Raw genomic sequence first — 15,945 nt, 5'->3', positions numbered from 1 at the left:
GGCGTTCCGGGTGGGTCTCGATGAGCTCGGGCGCACGCCGGACCGGCGCCGTGCCGATGTGCTGGTGCACTCCGAGTACCGGGCGTCGAACGGGCCGACCGAGGCGATCAACGGACCGGCTCAATCACTGGGCCGGCACGCTCTCGGATTCCCCAACCTGATGTCACTACCAAGCCCTCCAGTCCGAGGCAGCATTTGAACCACCGAGCTCCGACCGTGGACAGTGCGTGGGTAGACTACTTCGCCGGTGTTCGGCCGAAAGGCTGGAGCTTTGGGTCAAGCCCCAGGGCGTGGTGTACGAGGTCGTCGCGTGACTCCGCGTAAGGGTTATGCAGTCAGAGCCGCAGGCGCCACCTCCTCGGCGGGTTCGGGTGTTGTTTGGGTGCCGCGGGACCGTGCCAGCACGTCGAGGCCGAGGTAGCGGCGGGCTTCGATCCACTCGTCGTGCTGCTCTGCGAGTACCGCGCCGACGAGCCGGATGAGGGCGGTGCGATCGGGGGAGATTTCCGACAACGTCGGTTCTGCGCCGGATCTCTTTGTTGAGCCGATAGTGGATTGTTGGACCAGATCTGACGCCAGATCTGCTTCGGAAACGCCGTGAAGGCGAGCAGATCTATCCTGGCTGCGACGAGGTGGTCGGCGACCCTCGGCAGCTTCTCCGACAAGGCGTCGATCCCCCGATCATATTGAGCATGAACCGAATCCGTCCGGTTGGTCGTAAACCGAATGCAGGAGCGCACACACCTTCCCCCGCACGCGGGTGGTACCCCCAGGCCATGAATTCTTCGGGGTCTGGGACATTCCCCCGAGCACTTCGTGCAGGGTGGTGCCCCCAGGTTCGTCGAATAGTGCGTTCGGCAACGCTGCCAGGCCGCACCGGACAGGGTGGCGCCGATCGCTGACACGAGGCCGGCGTGCGCGTCGGAGGTCACCAACCGCACCCCGGTCAGCCCGCGGCCGACCAACGATCAGAAGAACGCCAACCAACCGGCACCGTCCTCGGCGGAGGTGACCCCGATTCCCAAGATTTCCCGGTAGCCCTCGGCGTTGACCCCGACCGCGACCAGGGTGTGCACGTTGACCACCCTCCCGTTCTCGCGGACCTTGAGGACGAGGGCGTCGGCGGCGACGAACGTGTACGGGCCGGCGTCTAACGGGCGGCTGCGGAACGCCTCCACCTGGGCATCGAGGTCCTTCGCCATCAGGGACACCTGCGACTTGGACAGGCTGGTTATTCGGAGCGAGTCGACGAGCTTCTCCATCCGCCGGGTCGAGACGCCGAGCAGGTAGCAGGTGGCGGCCACCACCGAGGTCAGGGGCACGCTCGGCACGCTTGCGGCGCTGCAGCAACCAATCCGGAAAGTATGAGCCGGAGCGCAGCTTCGTCGATCGCCACGTCGAGAGTTCCGGCACGGGTATCGAAGTCCCGATGCCGGTACCCGTCCGGCTGTTGACGCGGTTTTCGGAGCGTTCACCGAAGCCGGCGCCGCACAGGCTGTCGGCCTCGGCCCCCATCAGCGCGTCGATGAACGTGGACAACGGACTGCGCTGCAGGTCCGGGCTGGCGTCGGTGAGCCGGTCGGTCAGGAACTGGTGCAGGTCGATATCGTGGGCAATGGTCATCGCGTGGTCCAACACCCGAGTGACTTTGGTCGGTCTCTCGAAGAGTCACGCGATGGCCGCCTTCTTGGGCTACGACACGCCGGTCAGGTTCGAATCCGATTCGTACACCAACTTGTTGAATCTCCCGCAGGAGATCACGGTCTGCAGCCATGATCTCCGAGGTGGTAACCAGTCAGGCTCGTCATACACACGTCGCCCTTGATGCTGACTTCAGAGTGGCCTGTCGGCCGGTTGCCGCCGTCAGCGCGGAGTGGCTGAAGAGGGCCTGCAACGCCCAAAGTTGGTGTGCCCTCCTTGCGACCGAACGGAACCGAGAAGAGGAAGCTGGTGATGATCGAGTGCCCGAGGACACCATAAGTCAGGTGATGATCGCCGTTGATCCACACAAGGCGTCGTGGACAGCAGCCGCGGTCGACGCCGAACTGCGCGCGTTGGCCACCATCCGTGTCCCGGTCGGCGAGGACGGCTATCGAACGCTACGCCGATTCGCGCGGCGCTGGTGGGACGCCGGCTGGGCGATCGAGGGAGCCACCGGCCTGGGCGCACCACTGACGAACCAACTGAGCGACGACGGCGTGGACGTGACCGACGTCCCCGCGAAGCTGGCCGCGCGGGTGCGGCTGCTCTCCGCCGGTCACGGCCGCAAGAGCGACGACACCGACGCCGTGTCCGTCGGGGTCGCCGCGTTAACCGGCCACGGGCTGACCACCGCCCGGATGGACGCCACGGTCACCGCGCTGCGCGCGATCGCACCGCGACGACCTGGTCAAGACACGCACCCAGACCGTCAACCGACGCCACGTCGTACTCACCCACCTGATCCCCGCCGACGCACCCCGGAGTCTGAGCGCCGACCGGGCCGTCGAGATGCTGCGCAGGGTGCGTCCCCGCGAGGTCGCCGGAAAGACCCTTCGCGGTCTCGCTGTCGATCTCGTCGCCGAGGTGCGGCAACTGGATCGTCGAATCGTCAAAGCCGCCAGCGACATCAAGGCGGCGGTCGTCGACTCCAGCAGCTCATTGACCGAGCTGTGCGGGATCGCAACGCTGACCGCAGGCAAGATCATCGCTCGCGTCGACTCGATCCACCGATTCCGGTCGGCGGCCGCATTCGCCAGCTACACCGGCACCGCACCCATCGAGGCGTCCTCCGGCGACGTCGTCCGGCATAGGCTCTCCCGCGCGGGAGATCGGCAACTGAACTACTGCCTGCACACCATGGCGATCACCCAGATCAGTCGAGACACACCCGGCCGCGCGTACTACCAACGGAAGCGAGCCGCCGGAAAGAGTCACAAGGAAGCGTTGCACTGCTTGAAGAGGCGGCTCTCGGACGTCGCCTACCAACAACTTCTTCGCGACTCCGAAGCGGAGCCCTGCGGCGGGCCCGGAACACCAGTCGGGGGCGACTCTCATGTCCTGCGCGGCCGGCTCACACCCCGCACCGGCGCTTCGGATTAGTCACTTCCCGAATCCAACCGCAGGCCACTCTACAACCCGAACCGATTCGGCGACTTGACATTGACACAGAGAGGCGCCACTCTGCTGGACGCAACCGAGCTTTGATCACGTCGCGTCGACCCAACAATGACCGGCCGTGTGTACCGTCCCATACGGCAGTAGCCGGAGGTGCGAGCGCCGAGAGCGTACATGTGCGCGTATTCAGCGCTGCCGTGCAGGTGCGACGGCAGTTCAAAGATCGTTGTGTCCGGGTCGAGGAACGTCCTCAGTTTCGGACCGAGGCGGGCCAGGTGAGCGGCTGACGGCAGAGACCGGCCTCCCCGTGCCGTCGACAAAAAGCTCGGGTGCGATGCCGGGGGGCGACCACTTCTTCTCGCACCACGGTATCTCGATCCAAGCCACCACCCCAGTGGGGGTAGTGGTGGGCTGATGGTGCGGGACGCTGAGGGGATCCAACAGATCCAACCCGCGATAGCGGTGCACCCAATTGTGGGCGCAGGCCGGAGATGTCCAGCCCCGCGGCGAGGTAAGAGATCGGGCGGGTATGACACCCCGTTGCACGAGGCGGCGGCCGTCTTCGACGGACAGCGGGCGTGAGCGTGGAGCACGGACGGGTTCTTCCCTGTCGGCGGATGTGCTGTTGGTGCTGCTCATCCTGCCGACGGAAGACCCGTCCGTCTCGCTCGGCTCGTTCACATGGCTACAACGCCGTGACCTGCAACACGTTAGCCCAGAGCCTGTGTCATCTGCGCATCCGGGTCGCTCGTGCCCGCACCGGCGGCTCCGATGCCGGTGCCACCACCTTGACCGGGCTTGCGGCGAAGGATCGCGACCGCGATCAGAACCAGCCCACCAGTGCTGATGCCAGCGGTGATGATGGCTCATCGAAATTTCGATGAGCCTCATCAGCAAGCCCGCGATGCGCCCACGCGGGGGCTGGCGAGGCGTTGGAGACGTCGAGTGGGCGGTCGCCGAGTACATCGACTGGATCAATCACCGCCGGCACGGCGAGCTCGGCCACGTTCCACCTGCCGAGTACGAGGCCGCCTACTGGTCGAATCACGCGGTGGCCGACTACCGTGAGACATCGGTCCTCGCTGAGGCCGGAACCAGATAACCGAACCTCCGCCGAACTCGGGGCGATTTAGGTCCGTCGATCACCGCGGCGCATTAGCGGTTGGTGGCAAACTCGAATCAATACCTCCGATGTCGGTGATCGCCCAGCTATTGTTTCCGTCTACAGTGAGCTTGTACGTCGCGGTCGACTGGATGCCATCGGGTGCTTGGATATTCTTGGTCAGTACGTTCACAAAGCACTCGACCGAGTAAACGCCGTTCGTCACCGAGCTAACCTTGGCCGCCGCTGGCGTCGCCGTGGAGACCCACTGCAACGGCGTGATTATTTGTTCCATGGAAGACGAGGCTTGCGTCAGCCGATCGGACAATTCGGGGGTGGTTCCCTTGGTGAGTCGGCCACGCCAGCCCACCAAATCGCGCACGTCCATCTCTGCGGCGCCGGTGGCATAGTCGAGGGCGACCTGCTCGGCCTGAGCCTCATTCGCCAAGCGACCGTTCAACTGATTGAGCTCGTTCGTCCTACTGCTCAGCTGCCAGCCCAGCACACCTAAAGATGCGACCATTGCGCCGAACAGCACCAGGACCACGATCGTCTTGATTTTGACGACTGATCCACCGGCCCGCCTACCAACGGCACCAATTTCGGCCAATCTACTCTTGTCCTGCCGGGACTCGTTGTCGATTGCGGATTGATCTTCCAGTATTGCGGTTTTCTGAGTCATTTACCAAACTTCCTATTAGCTGACTTACGGCACGTTTGAGGGCGAAATCGAGCATCAGCCTACTTCCCCGGCATCTTCACATGCACGGTGACGCTGCCATCAGAGTCGGTTGATGCAAGCGCATTGTCAAGAAGCTGAGACACATTCACCGTCGACAGCGCTGTGGCACCGGCGCGTACCCCCGGTAATAGATCGACTCCCAGATTTTGCAAGTCGCTGGAATTGTTGTCAAGAAAACCCTGGAGGCCACCAAGAAAAGGAATCACGCCGTCTCTGGCGCCAGCAGTAAGGGGCGTCTCACTCCGAGAAAACTCCACATTATTCACCAAATCGGTCAGCGAACTTCCGAGATGGGTAAGATTCGGCGTCGTGCCCACCAAATCGCCTGGCACCGTCGCACTTTGCAGCAACAGTGGCTGCATTGTGTTGAACAGCTTGGTGAGATCGCCGGACTGGTTGGTGAACATCGTGGCCAATAATTCACCGGCATGATTTAGGTTTACGAGCACCCGCGTGTCGTCAGGCAGAGCAATATTCAACTCTTCGAAGATACGTTGAATTTTATCCGGCTCTATCTGCTCCAGCATTCGGGTAAGTCGAGCTGACAGTTCATTGAATGTCGTGGGAACAATCACGTGAGCGGGATCGATCATGGCGCGGTCGCCAAGGTAAGGCCCCGACTCGGCCGCCGGCAGCACCCCCACATACGCCTCGCCCAGCGCCGACAGGTTGTCCACCCGAAAGCGACTGTCGATGGGTATTTGATAGCCGCGGTCATAGTCGATGACGATGGACACGTGATCGGCCGCCGAGGAAATGTCGGTGACCTGACCGATCGGCACCCCCCGCAGCAACACTCGGGATCCAACCACTAGGCCATTGGTGTCGGACACCGTCATGTTAGCGGTGCGCCTGTTCTCCAATACGCCGGTTTCCAGTCCGAGGTGGCCCATGTAGAGGAATGACGCGATGGCGAGCGCCGCCATTCCTGCAAATGAGGCCCGCGTTGGTGTGAAGATCATTTCACGGCTCCCAGCATGCGCAACACATTTTCAACGTCGCCGATAATTTGTTGACCATTGGCGTCCTCGACCGAACGAACGTTAATCGAAGGATGCTCGATGTATGGCCCCAAACTCTGTTGCAAAAAGCTTGTCAGCTTGCCGGAGGATGCGATATCGTAAATTCCCCTGATTTCGCCGCCGGTGTTCGCGAGCGAATCTAGCATTGGGACCATCCACATACCGCCAGAAAAGATGCTGCCAATTGAGGGCAACACTTCGGCAATATAGCCGATCATACTGTGGGAAAGCCGATCCCAATAGTGGACTCCGGGCTCGGCGAACAGCAGGGACAAAGTGCTGCCGTTGTCGTTCAGCGTCTCCGCAGTGGCATTGAATCCGTCCAGAATTCTGTCTATTTCATTGGTGTTCTGAGACAGATCCTGTAGGTCACGGGCAACCGTCGATGCGAGGTTCTGCACGTCCGGTAGAGCGGGCATCACCTTGTTGATCCCACTCATGGCGTCTTGGATCTTTTGGATGCTGCCACCGTTTACGAAGTACGCCAAAACCGCCAAGGTGTCTTCTAGTGGCGGCGGTGAGGTCGTACGACCCACTGGGACGGTATCGCCCGCCTGGAGGTCGGCAGCGACGGCAGAGTTCGGGTCCTTGTCGAACGCGATGTATGTGTCACCAAGCAAGGTGTCCTGTCGAATCACTGCGCGAACATCAGCAGGTACCTTGGTGCCGGCCTTTAGCTCAAGTCCCACGGTCGCGAACGAGTTAGACACATCGACGTTGTCCACCATGCCGACCCGCAGACCGTCCATCACGACGTCTGCGCCAGTCGGCAGGTTCATCATGCTGGCAAATTGGAGCGTCACCTGGTAGGAATCGCCGATGCCGCGCCCAGACGGCAAATCATTCGGACCAAGCGAACACGAGGACGTTACGGCAACACTGCAACATAGTGCGACTACACCGATGCCTACGCGCAACCTTCCTGAGAGCGTCATCATTGTCCCTTCGCGAGAACCAGGTCCAGCAGTCGCAGGCTGCTGGACACGCGCACATGTCCGTCGGCATGCGAGCAACTGCCCATGGCAATCTTGTTGAGAAGGTCGCACACCGGCACTGCGTCGGGTGAATTGACCTCGACGGTCGGTGGCTGGTAACTCATTGTGAGTCCACCTTGGGCCTGCGACTGTTGGCGCAGGACTGTGGCAACCGACGGTATGGACTCCACCAAGCTTGAGATGTCCTTCGACCGCGTCGCGGCAAGGTGAACGGCGTCCGTGACGGGACCGTTCAAGAATGGCCAAATGAGATCTCCGTAATTGCCCTGGATATCATACAGGGTCCCAACCAACCAGCGGAGGTTTCTACCAATAATTGCGGAGCTTGCCATCACATCGCCTGCGGCTGGCACAACTGCCGGCATTTGGTCGAGGATCGACTGAAGTGTCGACCACTTCTGTAGGGCTTCGTCGGTGAGTGGCGCCGTATTCGTGATGATCGAGCCGATATCGGCGACCAACTGGTTCGGATGCGACAGTGCCTCTGAGGCGTGTTGCATCATTTGTCGAGCCAGTTCACCGTTGCCGTGCATGGCCGCATCGAAGCCGTCGACCGCCTCCTCAAAGCTCTGCTTTCCGTCGTTCGGAGACATCGCGTCGATGAAATCAGCGGCCGATCCTGCGATCTCGGATATGCTCTTCGGCGTATACGAACGCGATTTCGGAATACATTGGCCAGATGCAAGTCGCGCACCGTCCTGATAGTTTCCGACGAGTTCGAGGCTACGGTCGGCGAGAAGCGATTTGGACCGCGTCACCGCTTTCACGTCTGCGGGATATTCGCGGCCCGGGTCAAGTGCGAACGTGACTTTCACATGGTCACCCTTAGGCAGAATTTCCTCGACGCGCCCTATCTGGAAGCCCATCTGGGTGACCGGGTTGCCCACGTATAGTCCAACGGCGTCGGGCATGTCCGCACAGAAGCCGGATCCCCCGTCTGGACTAGCGTCGTCGGTCACTGCAGAGGCCACGGCGCCGGTAGTGACCGCGACGCCGACCACGACCGCGGCCGTTAAAACTTTAATGCGGATCCTTTTCATCTCAGCAAGTCCGCCCCTGGATAGGAACGCAAATTGCCGATGCGACTATCGACCCACTATCGATGGTCTTCAGTCCTTCTGGACCCAACCAGTCTTGAAGCTGATCGCGAAGGACTGTTAGTTTGTCGATTGCCGGCCCCAGCGTAGTCTGATAGTCGCTGATCGCGGACCGAAGCCTGTCGACGGTATCTTTTACGAGATCAGAGTGCTCAAGATAGAATTTTTCGACGGGCTCGACTCGGTATAGCACGTCAGCTAGCAGTCGATAGGCTTCGTTGAATCCGACACGCGAGTTGTTATAAGTAGATAGTACGATTTCCACCTTGCGGATCAATTCGAACACCCAATCGCGGCTACCGTTGAACGTTTGCATATATTCCGACGCCAGGTCGGCAACCGTGCGGACCTGGTCTCGCTGTTGATCCATCACAGTAGCGATGCTGTTCATCCCAGCGATAACCGAGCTAACGGAAGACGAATTGTGCTGCAGCGCCGCGGCGACTTGATCGATGTTTGCGTCAACAGTGCCCCCGTCAACCTTGTCGGTCACGTGGGGAGCGGCCTGTAGCACATCCCCAATGGAGTACGGAACGCTCACGTGATCGCTTGGAATCACCTCATTGCCCAGCTGGTCGTTTCCAGCGGGAAGAACAGTCACGGCGTAACCGCCGACGGGGGTTAGCATGCGTACCTCCACCGTCGAATCAGCCCCGATGAACGTATCGCCGGATACCTCAGCCTCCACCTGAACCGTTCTGGGCCCGATCGACATTTGGGTAACCTTGCCAACGGTGATACCTGCGACACGTATACCATCGCCAATATTGATCGACGAGGCGTCAGTCGTTTCGAATCTGATCGTCTTCTGGTCAATCGGGTGCATATACAGCAACGTCGCCGCCGCAAGTGTGACTACTGCAACCAACACCACGCCCGATCCGAGCAACACGTGACTACGCCGGACTCTGCTCAGCAGGAGTCTGACACGGCCGGGTGGGTTCCTCATTTCGCGTTGCATACCGTTACCTCACTGCCGTTCAGAAGGATCTCCACATCTGTAGGGAGTTTCGCGACGCCACTGCTACATTTCTGTCCCGCCGACTGCTGTGGCAATTGCAATCCAGCAATGGTTGCTGGGAGCAGCCGTAACGCGTCGGCTGCATCCGGCAGAGAAGAAAAGGTATGAGTCAGTAACTGATCGACATCAAACTCCCCATTCAGGCCGAGTTGGGTAACGAGACGGTGGACAGGTGTCATGAACTGCGGACCGAATACCGCGGTCTCGTTGAATTTATCGAGGACAGTCATCGCGCGGTCAATCGCGTACTCTGCTGAGTGTAGAAACTCAATGACCTGGGGCGACTTGCCGCCCATTGAGTCAGAAATGCGTGCCAGATTAGTGGTCAGTATCGAGATTACCTGTTGACGGTCACGCGCCAGATCCGCGATCTTCTGCACGCTGTCCATCATCGGTGCAAGTCCGCCGCCGTCACCCTGCAGCAGGGTGATCGCATTCTGTGTGAAGGTGTTGATCTCGTCGGTGCTCATGGTAGCCAGCACCGGCTGAAGTCCGTTGAACAACTCAGTGATGTCGAACGAGGCGCGGGTCTGCGTTGGCCCCAAGTGATCGACTGAGTTTCCGGATTGAGCAGCAGTCTCGTCGAGGTCTACGTAACGCAGGCCCGTGAGGTTTTGATACTTGATCGCGAGCACGGTGGTATCCGTAAGCTGGTGTGGTTCTTGCAAAGTAAATCCGACCTTCGCGATACTTCTATCGCCCTCGCGGACCAGATCGATCGACACCACCTTTCCGATCTGCATCCCCTTGGCACGGACATCACCGTTGACATGTAGTCCGGAAACATCGGTGAACTCTGCCGTGTATGAGGTTTTTGCGTCTTTCGCTGGGTTCGTCATTGCATTGATGACGATCACGAACAGCAGCACCGACACGACGACTGCGCCGCCCAACTTGAATAATGTCGCAGTGAACTTGACTCTTGGGTTCATCGTGGACTCTCCTGACCGGGAATCTGTGGCAGACCGGTCATCGCGAGCGGCGCGGCAAGCCCCGGCAAATCATCAAGGATGATCCGCAGATTCAAGGCCTTCGAGCCCTCCGGTGTGCTGCTAAATGCCCGGCTGTATCGATCGACCAGAATTGAAAGCTTCCCCGCCGTCGCACCACCGCCCAGCATGTGAGGAACCGCGTCCGTCAGCGTTTGAACTACCTGGGTCATAGGAGTGAGCTCTACTCCGTGCGATCCCAGCAAACGTCCCGCACCCCCGAAGAGGCCGTTAACCACCAGACCCATTGCAGCATCCATATCATCAAATCTGGCTTCGTCTACGCTGAAGGAACCATCCGGTTGCTTGTGGATATCGGATTTGTACACGGTGTTCAGCATCTCAATCGTTTGCTGACTGAATGCCGGCAGTACCTCGAGAATGTCATTCGCTCGATCCAGCAACTCTGACGGCATGGCCTTCTGCGTCTGCGCAACTCGGTCGGCAAGTATAATACCGGTCTGAATCATCGGAGTAACGCCGTCGGTGTAACGGATAACCTCGTCCAGCGCTGTAATCATTGACTTCGTCAGTGTGCCGTCAATGGCGAGCGAACCCGTTTCCAGCATGTGTGACATGGTGAAGTCACCTGCCGGCACCCTGTTAAGCACCTGCCCTGCAACCAATGTGTCACCGCCGGAATTGGCTATCAGGTTAACCGCCGTAATCCCGAAATAGTTCGCCGGGCGAAAGTCGATGTCAAACGCGTCGGTCATCCCGTCCAACCGTTCAGGATCCAACGACAAATTCATACGCACGTTTCTATTGCCGATGCTCACCAAATCGGTGATCTCGCCGACCTCGGCTCCGTGAAGAAGAGCCTTAGTGCCTTTGCCGACCCCCGGTGCCACGAACGGGACATCGATACTCAGCGCCAACCCATCTGGCTTCTCCATCCGAGGTTGGACCCACACCATCACCATAGCGGACAGCGTCACCAGCACAATTAGGACAAGGGCGGTGATCGTGACCACACGTGCCTGCTGTGCGTCCGTGCCCCGCAGAAAGTCTTGATTTCTCGATTTGGTCATCGTCTCATCCCTTGAAGACCAGCAGTGGGCTCAGTCCCCAGATGGCGACAGTCATGCAGAAGTTCAGTACTACGATCGCGACCAGGCTCGCGCGGATCGCCCGCCCGGACGCTGCGCCGACGCCGGCAGGTCCGCCAGTAGCGAAGTATCCGTAGTAGCAGTGAATTAGGGTCACCACCGCGCAGAAGACCAGCACCTTGAGTACTGAAGCTAGGAGGTCCGGCACCGTCAGGAACTGACTGAAATAGTGGTCATATGTTCCCGAGGGCTGACCATGGAATATCTTGATGATGATTCCGCCGGTGAAGAAGCTAACCACCAACGCCATAAGGTAACCCGGCAGCACGATAAGCATGCCGCCGATAAGCCTGGGACCGATGACGAACGGAATCGCCTGCAGCCCCATCGATTCCGTGGCGTCGATCTCTTCAGAAATTCGCATTGCGCCTATCTCTGCCGTCATACGGCAGCCGGCCTGCGCTGCGAAACCGATACCGGTAATGATTGGCGCGATCACTCGAATGTTCCCGAACGACCCTATTATTCCGGTCAACGCGCCGAAGCCGAGCAGGTCCAATGCCATGAACGCCTCGATCGCCACAACGGCTCCGACCGCAACACCCAGAAAGAACATCAAGCTTATTACGCCGCCGTCGACGACCAGCGAGCCGCTGCCCCAAGCCATTTTGTTCATTGTCTGCCAGGTTGTCTGGCGATAGTGCCGGATTGTCTTCGGTAGCAAGTAAAGAGTTTTACCTGTGAATACCGTCACCTGGCCAATCTCGCCCAACATTCCCGCAAGACCCCGTCCGGCAGCGCGCAGTGGCCGTAGGAGAGCTCCCAGCCCAGATGCAGACACTCCGCCTTTCACTGAAGTAGCCATGTCACGCCAACCGGGCCGGGAAGAACATCATCTGCAACTGGCTGATGAGCAGATTCGTCATGAAGATGCAAAAGACACTAAGTACCACGGAAGCGTTCACCGCGTTGGCCACACCCTTTGGCCCGCCTTTTGCTTCGAGTCCACGCAAGCTGGCAATGAGCACGACGATTGCCGCAAACACCAACGCCTTCAATACCGAGAATGCAAGATCGGTAGTGGTGGCGAAAGCCCCGAACGAGGCCCAGAAGCTACCTGGGACGACATGATTGACATGAGCCGAAATCGCCAACCCGGCGAAGACACCCGCTGCGACGATAATGATGCATAGCATGGGGGCGATGGCGATCATTGCCAGAAAGCGCGGCATAACCAGCCGCTCAACCGGATCGATTCCCATAACGCGCATGGCGTCGATCTCCTCGCGGATTGACCGGGCACCAAGGTCGGAAGCGATCGACGAAGCAGCTGCGCCACTCATCAGCAGTCCGGCTGCCATCGGCGCACCCTGCCCGACAACGCCTAACCCGCTGGCCGCGCCCGCTAGTGAGTTGGCGCCGACCTGGTTCATGATTCCGCCAACCTGCACCGAGACCTCGGCCCCAATCGGCACCGCCATCAGCAGCGCAGGTAACGCGGTCACCTTCAGCAGCGTCCACATTTGGTCCACGATCTCGTGCATTGGTAAACGCAGACGCACCAGATCCACCACCGCATAGCGCACGACTGCCCCAGTCAGCTCGGCCGATCTGCCGAGGGTGGCAAGCGAACGTACAGGTCGCTCCTTCAGCTGCGCAGCCACGCGGGCGGCGAGCGGTCTAGTGTGTGGCCTCGGTTGGGATGCGAGAGCCTCTTCCCGCGGGGCAAATATCCGCATGCGCGGAGGCCGTAACGTCTGCGTCACCGGTTCCCGTCCATCTCCGCGTCGCGATCGGCCATCTCGGTACACCGCGGTGTCACGTCCAGGAAGACGTTCCGCTGGATGGGTGAGAACATCGACGAATTCGCTCTCGCAATATCATATTTCATGAAGTTACCCCTGTTCCGCGTAGCTTTGGTGTCGACTGCGACATGGCGATACCGTCCGAGGATCGCGCCTCTCCACAGCGACATTCTTTGTCACGTGATCCGCGGTGCAGCAATACGTTGCAACTCGTCAAAGTCAACGATCGGCAACGGCGGGCGACAGCGCCATCTCGCGCAAAGCTGCCTGTTCGAGAAGTCAGGTCTCGTTGGTAGCCTGGACCTCAGTTTTGCGCGCTGATCATGTCCATAGGTAAAGCCCCACTGTTGCTGATGCAGCAAGCCCGAACCATGCTGCGACGACAATGCGGAGCGGCAGTACGGACTCTCGTACCTCCATGAAGTACCGTGCAACCGCCCCAGCTTTGGCAAAGGCCATCAGTAATACGAGAACGGTCGCAAGTCGCCCGCTCATACCGCCGACGTTGTGCCCGGCACCCATCCACAGCGACGCGAATGTGAGTGCGATGAGGACCGCCCAGACAATCACCAGCGGATCTTTGACCGAGAACTTTACCGTGCCCATCTGTTGTTCCTTCATCATTCCCTGCTCCTAGACGGTGAGATAGAGAAGCGCGAACAGGACAACCCAGAGCATGTCCACGAGGTGCCAATAGACGCCGCCCGCCTCGGTGTTCCGCTGGAGGACTGGAGACGCACCCTTCCCGCGACGTAGATCTCGGGTGATGGCGGCATAGAGGTATGCAAGGACGCTGAGCCCGATGAACACGTGCAACAGGTGAATGCCAGCCGACGTAAAATACATGAGAAAGAACTTGTTCTCGGTTGGCACGTGGCCAGCGCGAATCTCTGCGCCCCATTCCAGTCCCTTGTTGAGCAAGAACCACACTCCGAGGCCCGCCGCTGCGGCCACGAAGCGTCGGCCTTGCACGAGCGCTCCATTATGGACGCAGCGCACCGCGAACGCCATTGCAAGTGACGACGTCAGCAGGATGACCGTATTGGCTGCGCCCCAAGCGATCTCGAGGTTCGCGCGCGATGCGTCGAACACTTCGGGCTCGTTCGAGCGCTCGACCATGAACGTCCCGAAGATCGACGCAAAGAACAATAGGTCCAACAGGAGGAAGACCCACAGGCCAGCTTCTCCCGGGACTCGAGACGCAACGGCACCTCCGCGGCGAGTTGACGCAGTTATAGCGGACATGTCAAGACTCCTTTGCTAGACGGTTTGCGTCAGCGACGGCCGGGCGCGACGTTCAACGAGGTCCTTCGCGGACCTATTGGGTGCATCGACCGGGCCCATTTCCGAGGAGGCCTCAGGATCATCGAGGTCGGTGTAGTGGTAGTGAACGCCGATGCCGGTCGCCTTATCGAGTGCCGCCTGGCGGTTGAGTGCCTTCCAACAGAGGAGGGTCATCACGATCACCCAAACGAAGAAGCTGCCGAATGGCCACCACAGTGCCAGAAAGCCGTTGTAGGAGTATGGGCCGTTCTTGAAGAAGATGATCATGATTGCCGGAAGGATCACGAATGCTTCGACCAGGCAGTAGTAGCCGGACCACCGCGGCAGCATCTGATAGTCGCGCGGAGTCCAAAGGATTCCGAGGCCGAGCGCGATGAGCCACACCGAGAACGGGGCGACGTCGAAGAGGAACATGAACCACCCGAACTCGTGGAGCATCTGGGTGATCTCTGGATCTATCTCTCCTGCACGGAACGCCGCGAGTGCCCACGGGATGTACAGAATTACGAAGATCGCGACAGAACACCCGAGCGAGACCAGTTGCGTATAGGTCAAAACCGGAAGTCGGGATTCGGTCTTCTTTGTCCACATTGTCATGGCGACGGCCCACGGGGCCATCAGTGCCGCTGCGATAATCATCAAGAAGAATCCGATTTGAAAACCGAAGCGGTTCTCCTGGTACATCTCCGAGACCGCTTCGGCACTCATCATTGGACTCGGGGCGGGCAGCCACTTCGTGCCGGCGAACCATCCAACTAGGAAAAGGATGGTCATAGCTGGACCGGCGGCAAGGCACAGGCGCTGTGCGGTCATGCTCATACGTTGTTCCACAGTCGTGTCCTCCTTCAGGTGAAAGTGGGCAATCTCGGCGACATTCGTCTCGGCAAAGACGGCGGGATGAAGTTGGCCAGCAAATCAGTCGTGCGAAGTTTTTGACGCGCGCAACTCGGTCAGGCCCCTATAGGTCGCTGGGCGCCTGGGGCCTTCTCACCACTGCCCCAGACGATGTGATCTTGGCGACAATATCGTTTTGAGATGCCGTGTGTCAATAGCGGCGTTGCGTCAGTTGTGGCCGCGTGCCCTATTATGACTAGCAACATGAGCGCGCTACGGGAACGGAAGAAGGCGGCGCTGCGCGCAACCATCGTGCGTGCGGCCGTTCAGCTTTTTATGGAACGTGGCTACGACTCGGTCGGGATGGAGGAGATCGCCCACGCGTCGATGTGCTCGCGCAGCACGCTGAATCGGCACTTCGGGACAAAAGAGGACGTCTTGTTCTCAACGGTTCCCGAAGTCACTGCCGGGTTACGACACGTCCTCGACGGCGCTGCGGGCGATGATCGGTGGCTTGCGGCCCGCCGCGCCCTCACCGCTCAACTCGCGCAGTTCTTCAACAACGTCGAGCCAGATCTGCGCGTGCTCCTCGTGGGTCTGTGGTTCAGCGAACCTGCACTGCAGCGCCGATACCTCGAGATAACGCATGAGTGGGAAGAGATCTTGAAGCGGTTCTTCGCCGCCGGATTGCCCGACAACACGGTCACCCGCCTGCACACGCAAGTTCTGGCTTCCGCCATGGTGTCGGCGCTGCGAGCGGTGTTGCACGCCGCGATTGAATCAGACGACGACATAGGAACTCTGAGCGATGCGGCATTCGGCATGCTCGAAGTAGGGCTGCCGGCCGATCCGTGGAACGCAAAGCGGACGCACGCACGATGAAAGCAAGTGGTCCCAAAAACCGAGATA

At 59.8% G+C, this 15,945-nt stretch carries 17 protein-coding genes and 2 pseudogenes; 5 read left to right on the top strand and 14 right to left on the bottom strand.

Features of this window, described 5'->3' with window-relative positions:
- Nucleotides 1–10 precede the first annotated feature (10 nt).
- On the top strand, nucleotides 11–199 hold the full coding sequence (locus tag HYG77_RS35395) for a transposase (RefSeq protein ID WP_208964194.1): 189 nt from the start codon (nucleotides 11–13) through the stop codon (nucleotides 197–199).
- 128 nt (nucleotides 200–327) lie between these two features.
- Here the strand turns inward: HYG77_RS35395 and HYG77_RS40810 are convergent, their stop codons facing one another.
- Nucleotides 328–513, bottom strand: coding sequence for a hypothetical protein (locus tag HYG77_RS40810; RefSeq protein WP_280123339.1), 186 nt, complete (start codon nucleotides 511–513; stop codon nucleotides 328–330).
- Nucleotides 514–602: 89 nt separating this feature from the next.
- Nucleotides 603–1,262: pseudogene (locus HYG77_RS40805) on the bottom strand (transposase); the annotation flags it as partial.
- A gap of 510 nt (nucleotides 1,263–1,772) precedes the next feature.
- On the opposite strand from HYG77_RS40805, the pseudogene HYG77_RS41075 reads away from it, so the two are divergent.
- The 3 genes and pseudogenes from HYG77_RS41075 to HYG77_RS35380 all read left to right on the top strand — a co-directional run.
- A pseudogene (locus HYG77_RS41075) lies at nucleotides 1,773–2,318 on the top strand (transposase); the annotation flags it as partial.
- A 184-nt stretch (nucleotides 2,319–2,502) separates the two neighbouring features.
- Nucleotides 2,503–3,081: a transposase gene (locus tag HYG77_RS40220; RefSeq protein ID WP_244461517.1), complete on the top strand. Its 579-nt coding sequence runs from the start codon at nucleotides 2,503–2,505 to the stop codon at nucleotides 3,079–3,081.
- Nucleotides 3,082–3,976: 895 nt separating this feature from the next.
- Entirely contained in the window at nucleotides 3,977–4,198 is a 222-nt protein-coding gene (locus HYG77_RS35380; RefSeq protein ID WP_208964193.1) for an IS3 family transposase, read from the top strand.
- Nucleotides 4,199–4,238: 40 nt separating this feature from the next.
- Here HYG77_RS35380 and HYG77_RS35375 read toward each other — a convergent pair whose 3' ends face one another.
- The 12 genes from HYG77_RS35375 to HYG77_RS35320 all read right to left on the bottom strand — a co-directional run bounded on the left by HYG77_RS35375 (nucleotide 4,239) and on the right by HYG77_RS35320 (nucleotide 15,015).
- Nucleotides 4,239–4,880, bottom strand: a complete 642-nt coding sequence (locus tag HYG77_RS35375; RefSeq protein ID WP_244461516.1) for a hypothetical protein — start codon at nucleotides 4,878–4,880, stop codon at nucleotides 4,239–4,241.
- A gap of 59 nt (nucleotides 4,881–4,939) precedes the next feature.
- Complete coding sequence (locus HYG77_RS35370) at nucleotides 4,940–5,902, bottom strand: MlaD family protein (RefSeq protein ID WP_208964192.1); 963 nt, start codon at nucleotides 5,900–5,902, stop codon at nucleotides 4,940–4,942.
- Complete coding sequence (locus HYG77_RS35365) at nucleotides 5,899–6,897, bottom strand: MlaD family protein (RefSeq protein WP_208964295.1); 999 nt, start codon at nucleotides 6,895–6,897, stop codon at nucleotides 5,899–5,901. Before HYG77_RS35365 ends, HYG77_RS35370 begins: the two co-directional genes overlap by 4 nt.
- The gene (locus tag HYG77_RS35360) at nucleotides 6,897–7,997 is read right to left on the bottom strand and encodes an MlaD family protein (protein WP_208964191.1); all 1,101 of its coding nucleotides are present in this window, start codon (nucleotides 7,995–7,997) and stop codon (nucleotides 6,897–6,899) included. The genes HYG77_RS35365 and HYG77_RS35360 overlap by 1 nt, the downstream gene beginning before the upstream one ends.
- Before the next feature lies 1 nt (nucleotide 7,998).
- Complete coding sequence (locus HYG77_RS35355) at nucleotides 7,999–8,946, bottom strand: MlaD family protein (RefSeq protein WP_244461514.1); 948 nt, start codon at nucleotides 8,944–8,946, stop codon at nucleotides 7,999–8,001.
- Nucleotides 8,947–8,999: 53 nt separating this feature from the next.
- Nucleotides 9,000–10,007 carry an MlaD family protein gene (locus HYG77_RS35350; RefSeq protein ID WP_208964189.1) on the bottom strand — a complete coding sequence of 336 codons (1,008 nt, stop codon included), beginning with the start codon at nucleotides 10,005–10,007 and terminating at the stop codon, nucleotides 9,000–9,002.
- On the bottom strand, nucleotides 10,004–11,095 hold the full coding sequence (locus HYG77_RS35345; protein WP_208964188.1) for an Mce family protein: 1,092 nt from the start codon (nucleotides 11,093–11,095) through the stop codon (nucleotides 10,004–10,006). The genes HYG77_RS35350 and HYG77_RS35345 overlap by 4 nt, the downstream gene beginning before the upstream one ends.
- A 4-nt stretch (nucleotides 11,096–11,099) precedes the next feature.
- A complete protein-coding gene (locus HYG77_RS35340) occupies nucleotides 11,100–11,888 on the bottom strand; it encodes an ABC transporter permease (protein WP_244461513.1) in 789 nt (262 codons plus the stop codon).
- Between the two features lie 91 nt (nucleotides 11,889–11,979).
- The gene (locus tag HYG77_RS35335; RefSeq protein WP_208964186.1) at nucleotides 11,980–12,777 is read right to left on the bottom strand and encodes an ABC transporter permease; all 798 of its coding nucleotides are present in this window, start codon (nucleotides 12,775–12,777) and stop codon (nucleotides 11,980–11,982) included.
- Nucleotides 12,778–13,239: 462 nt separating this feature from the next.
- The gene (locus HYG77_RS35330; protein ID WP_208964185.1) at nucleotides 13,240–13,542 is read right to left on the bottom strand and encodes a cytochrome C oxidase subunit IV family protein; all 303 of its coding nucleotides are present in this window, start codon (nucleotides 13,540–13,542) and stop codon (nucleotides 13,240–13,242) included.
- Between the two features lie 9 nt (nucleotides 13,543–13,551).
- The gene (locus tag HYG77_RS35325) at nucleotides 13,552–14,163 is read right to left on the bottom strand and encodes a cytochrome c oxidase subunit 3 (RefSeq protein ID WP_208964184.1); all 612 of its coding nucleotides are present in this window, start codon (nucleotides 14,161–14,163) and stop codon (nucleotides 13,552–13,554) included.
- Nucleotides 14,164–14,178: 15 nt separating this feature from the next.
- Nucleotides 14,179–15,015, bottom strand: a complete 837-nt coding sequence (locus HYG77_RS35320) for a hypothetical protein (protein WP_208964183.1) — start codon at nucleotides 15,013–15,015, stop codon at nucleotides 14,179–14,181.
- 285 nt (nucleotides 15,016–15,300) lie between these two features.
- Between HYG77_RS35320 and HYG77_RS35315 the strand changes: the two genes are divergently transcribed.
- Entirely contained in the window at nucleotides 15,301–15,918 is a 618-nt protein-coding gene (locus tag HYG77_RS35315) for a TetR/AcrR family transcriptional regulator (protein WP_208964182.1), read from the top strand.
- The last annotated feature ends 27 nt before the right edge of the window (nucleotides 15,919–15,945 follow it).

The sequence above is a fragment of the Rhodococcus sp. ZPP genome (genome assembly GCF_017656075.1).
Lineage (GTDB): Bacteria > Actinomycetota > Actinomycetes > Mycobacteriales > Mycobacteriaceae > Rhodococcus_F > Rhodococcus_F oxybenzonivorans.
This window is presented reverse-complemented; position numbering and strand designations above follow the sequence as displayed.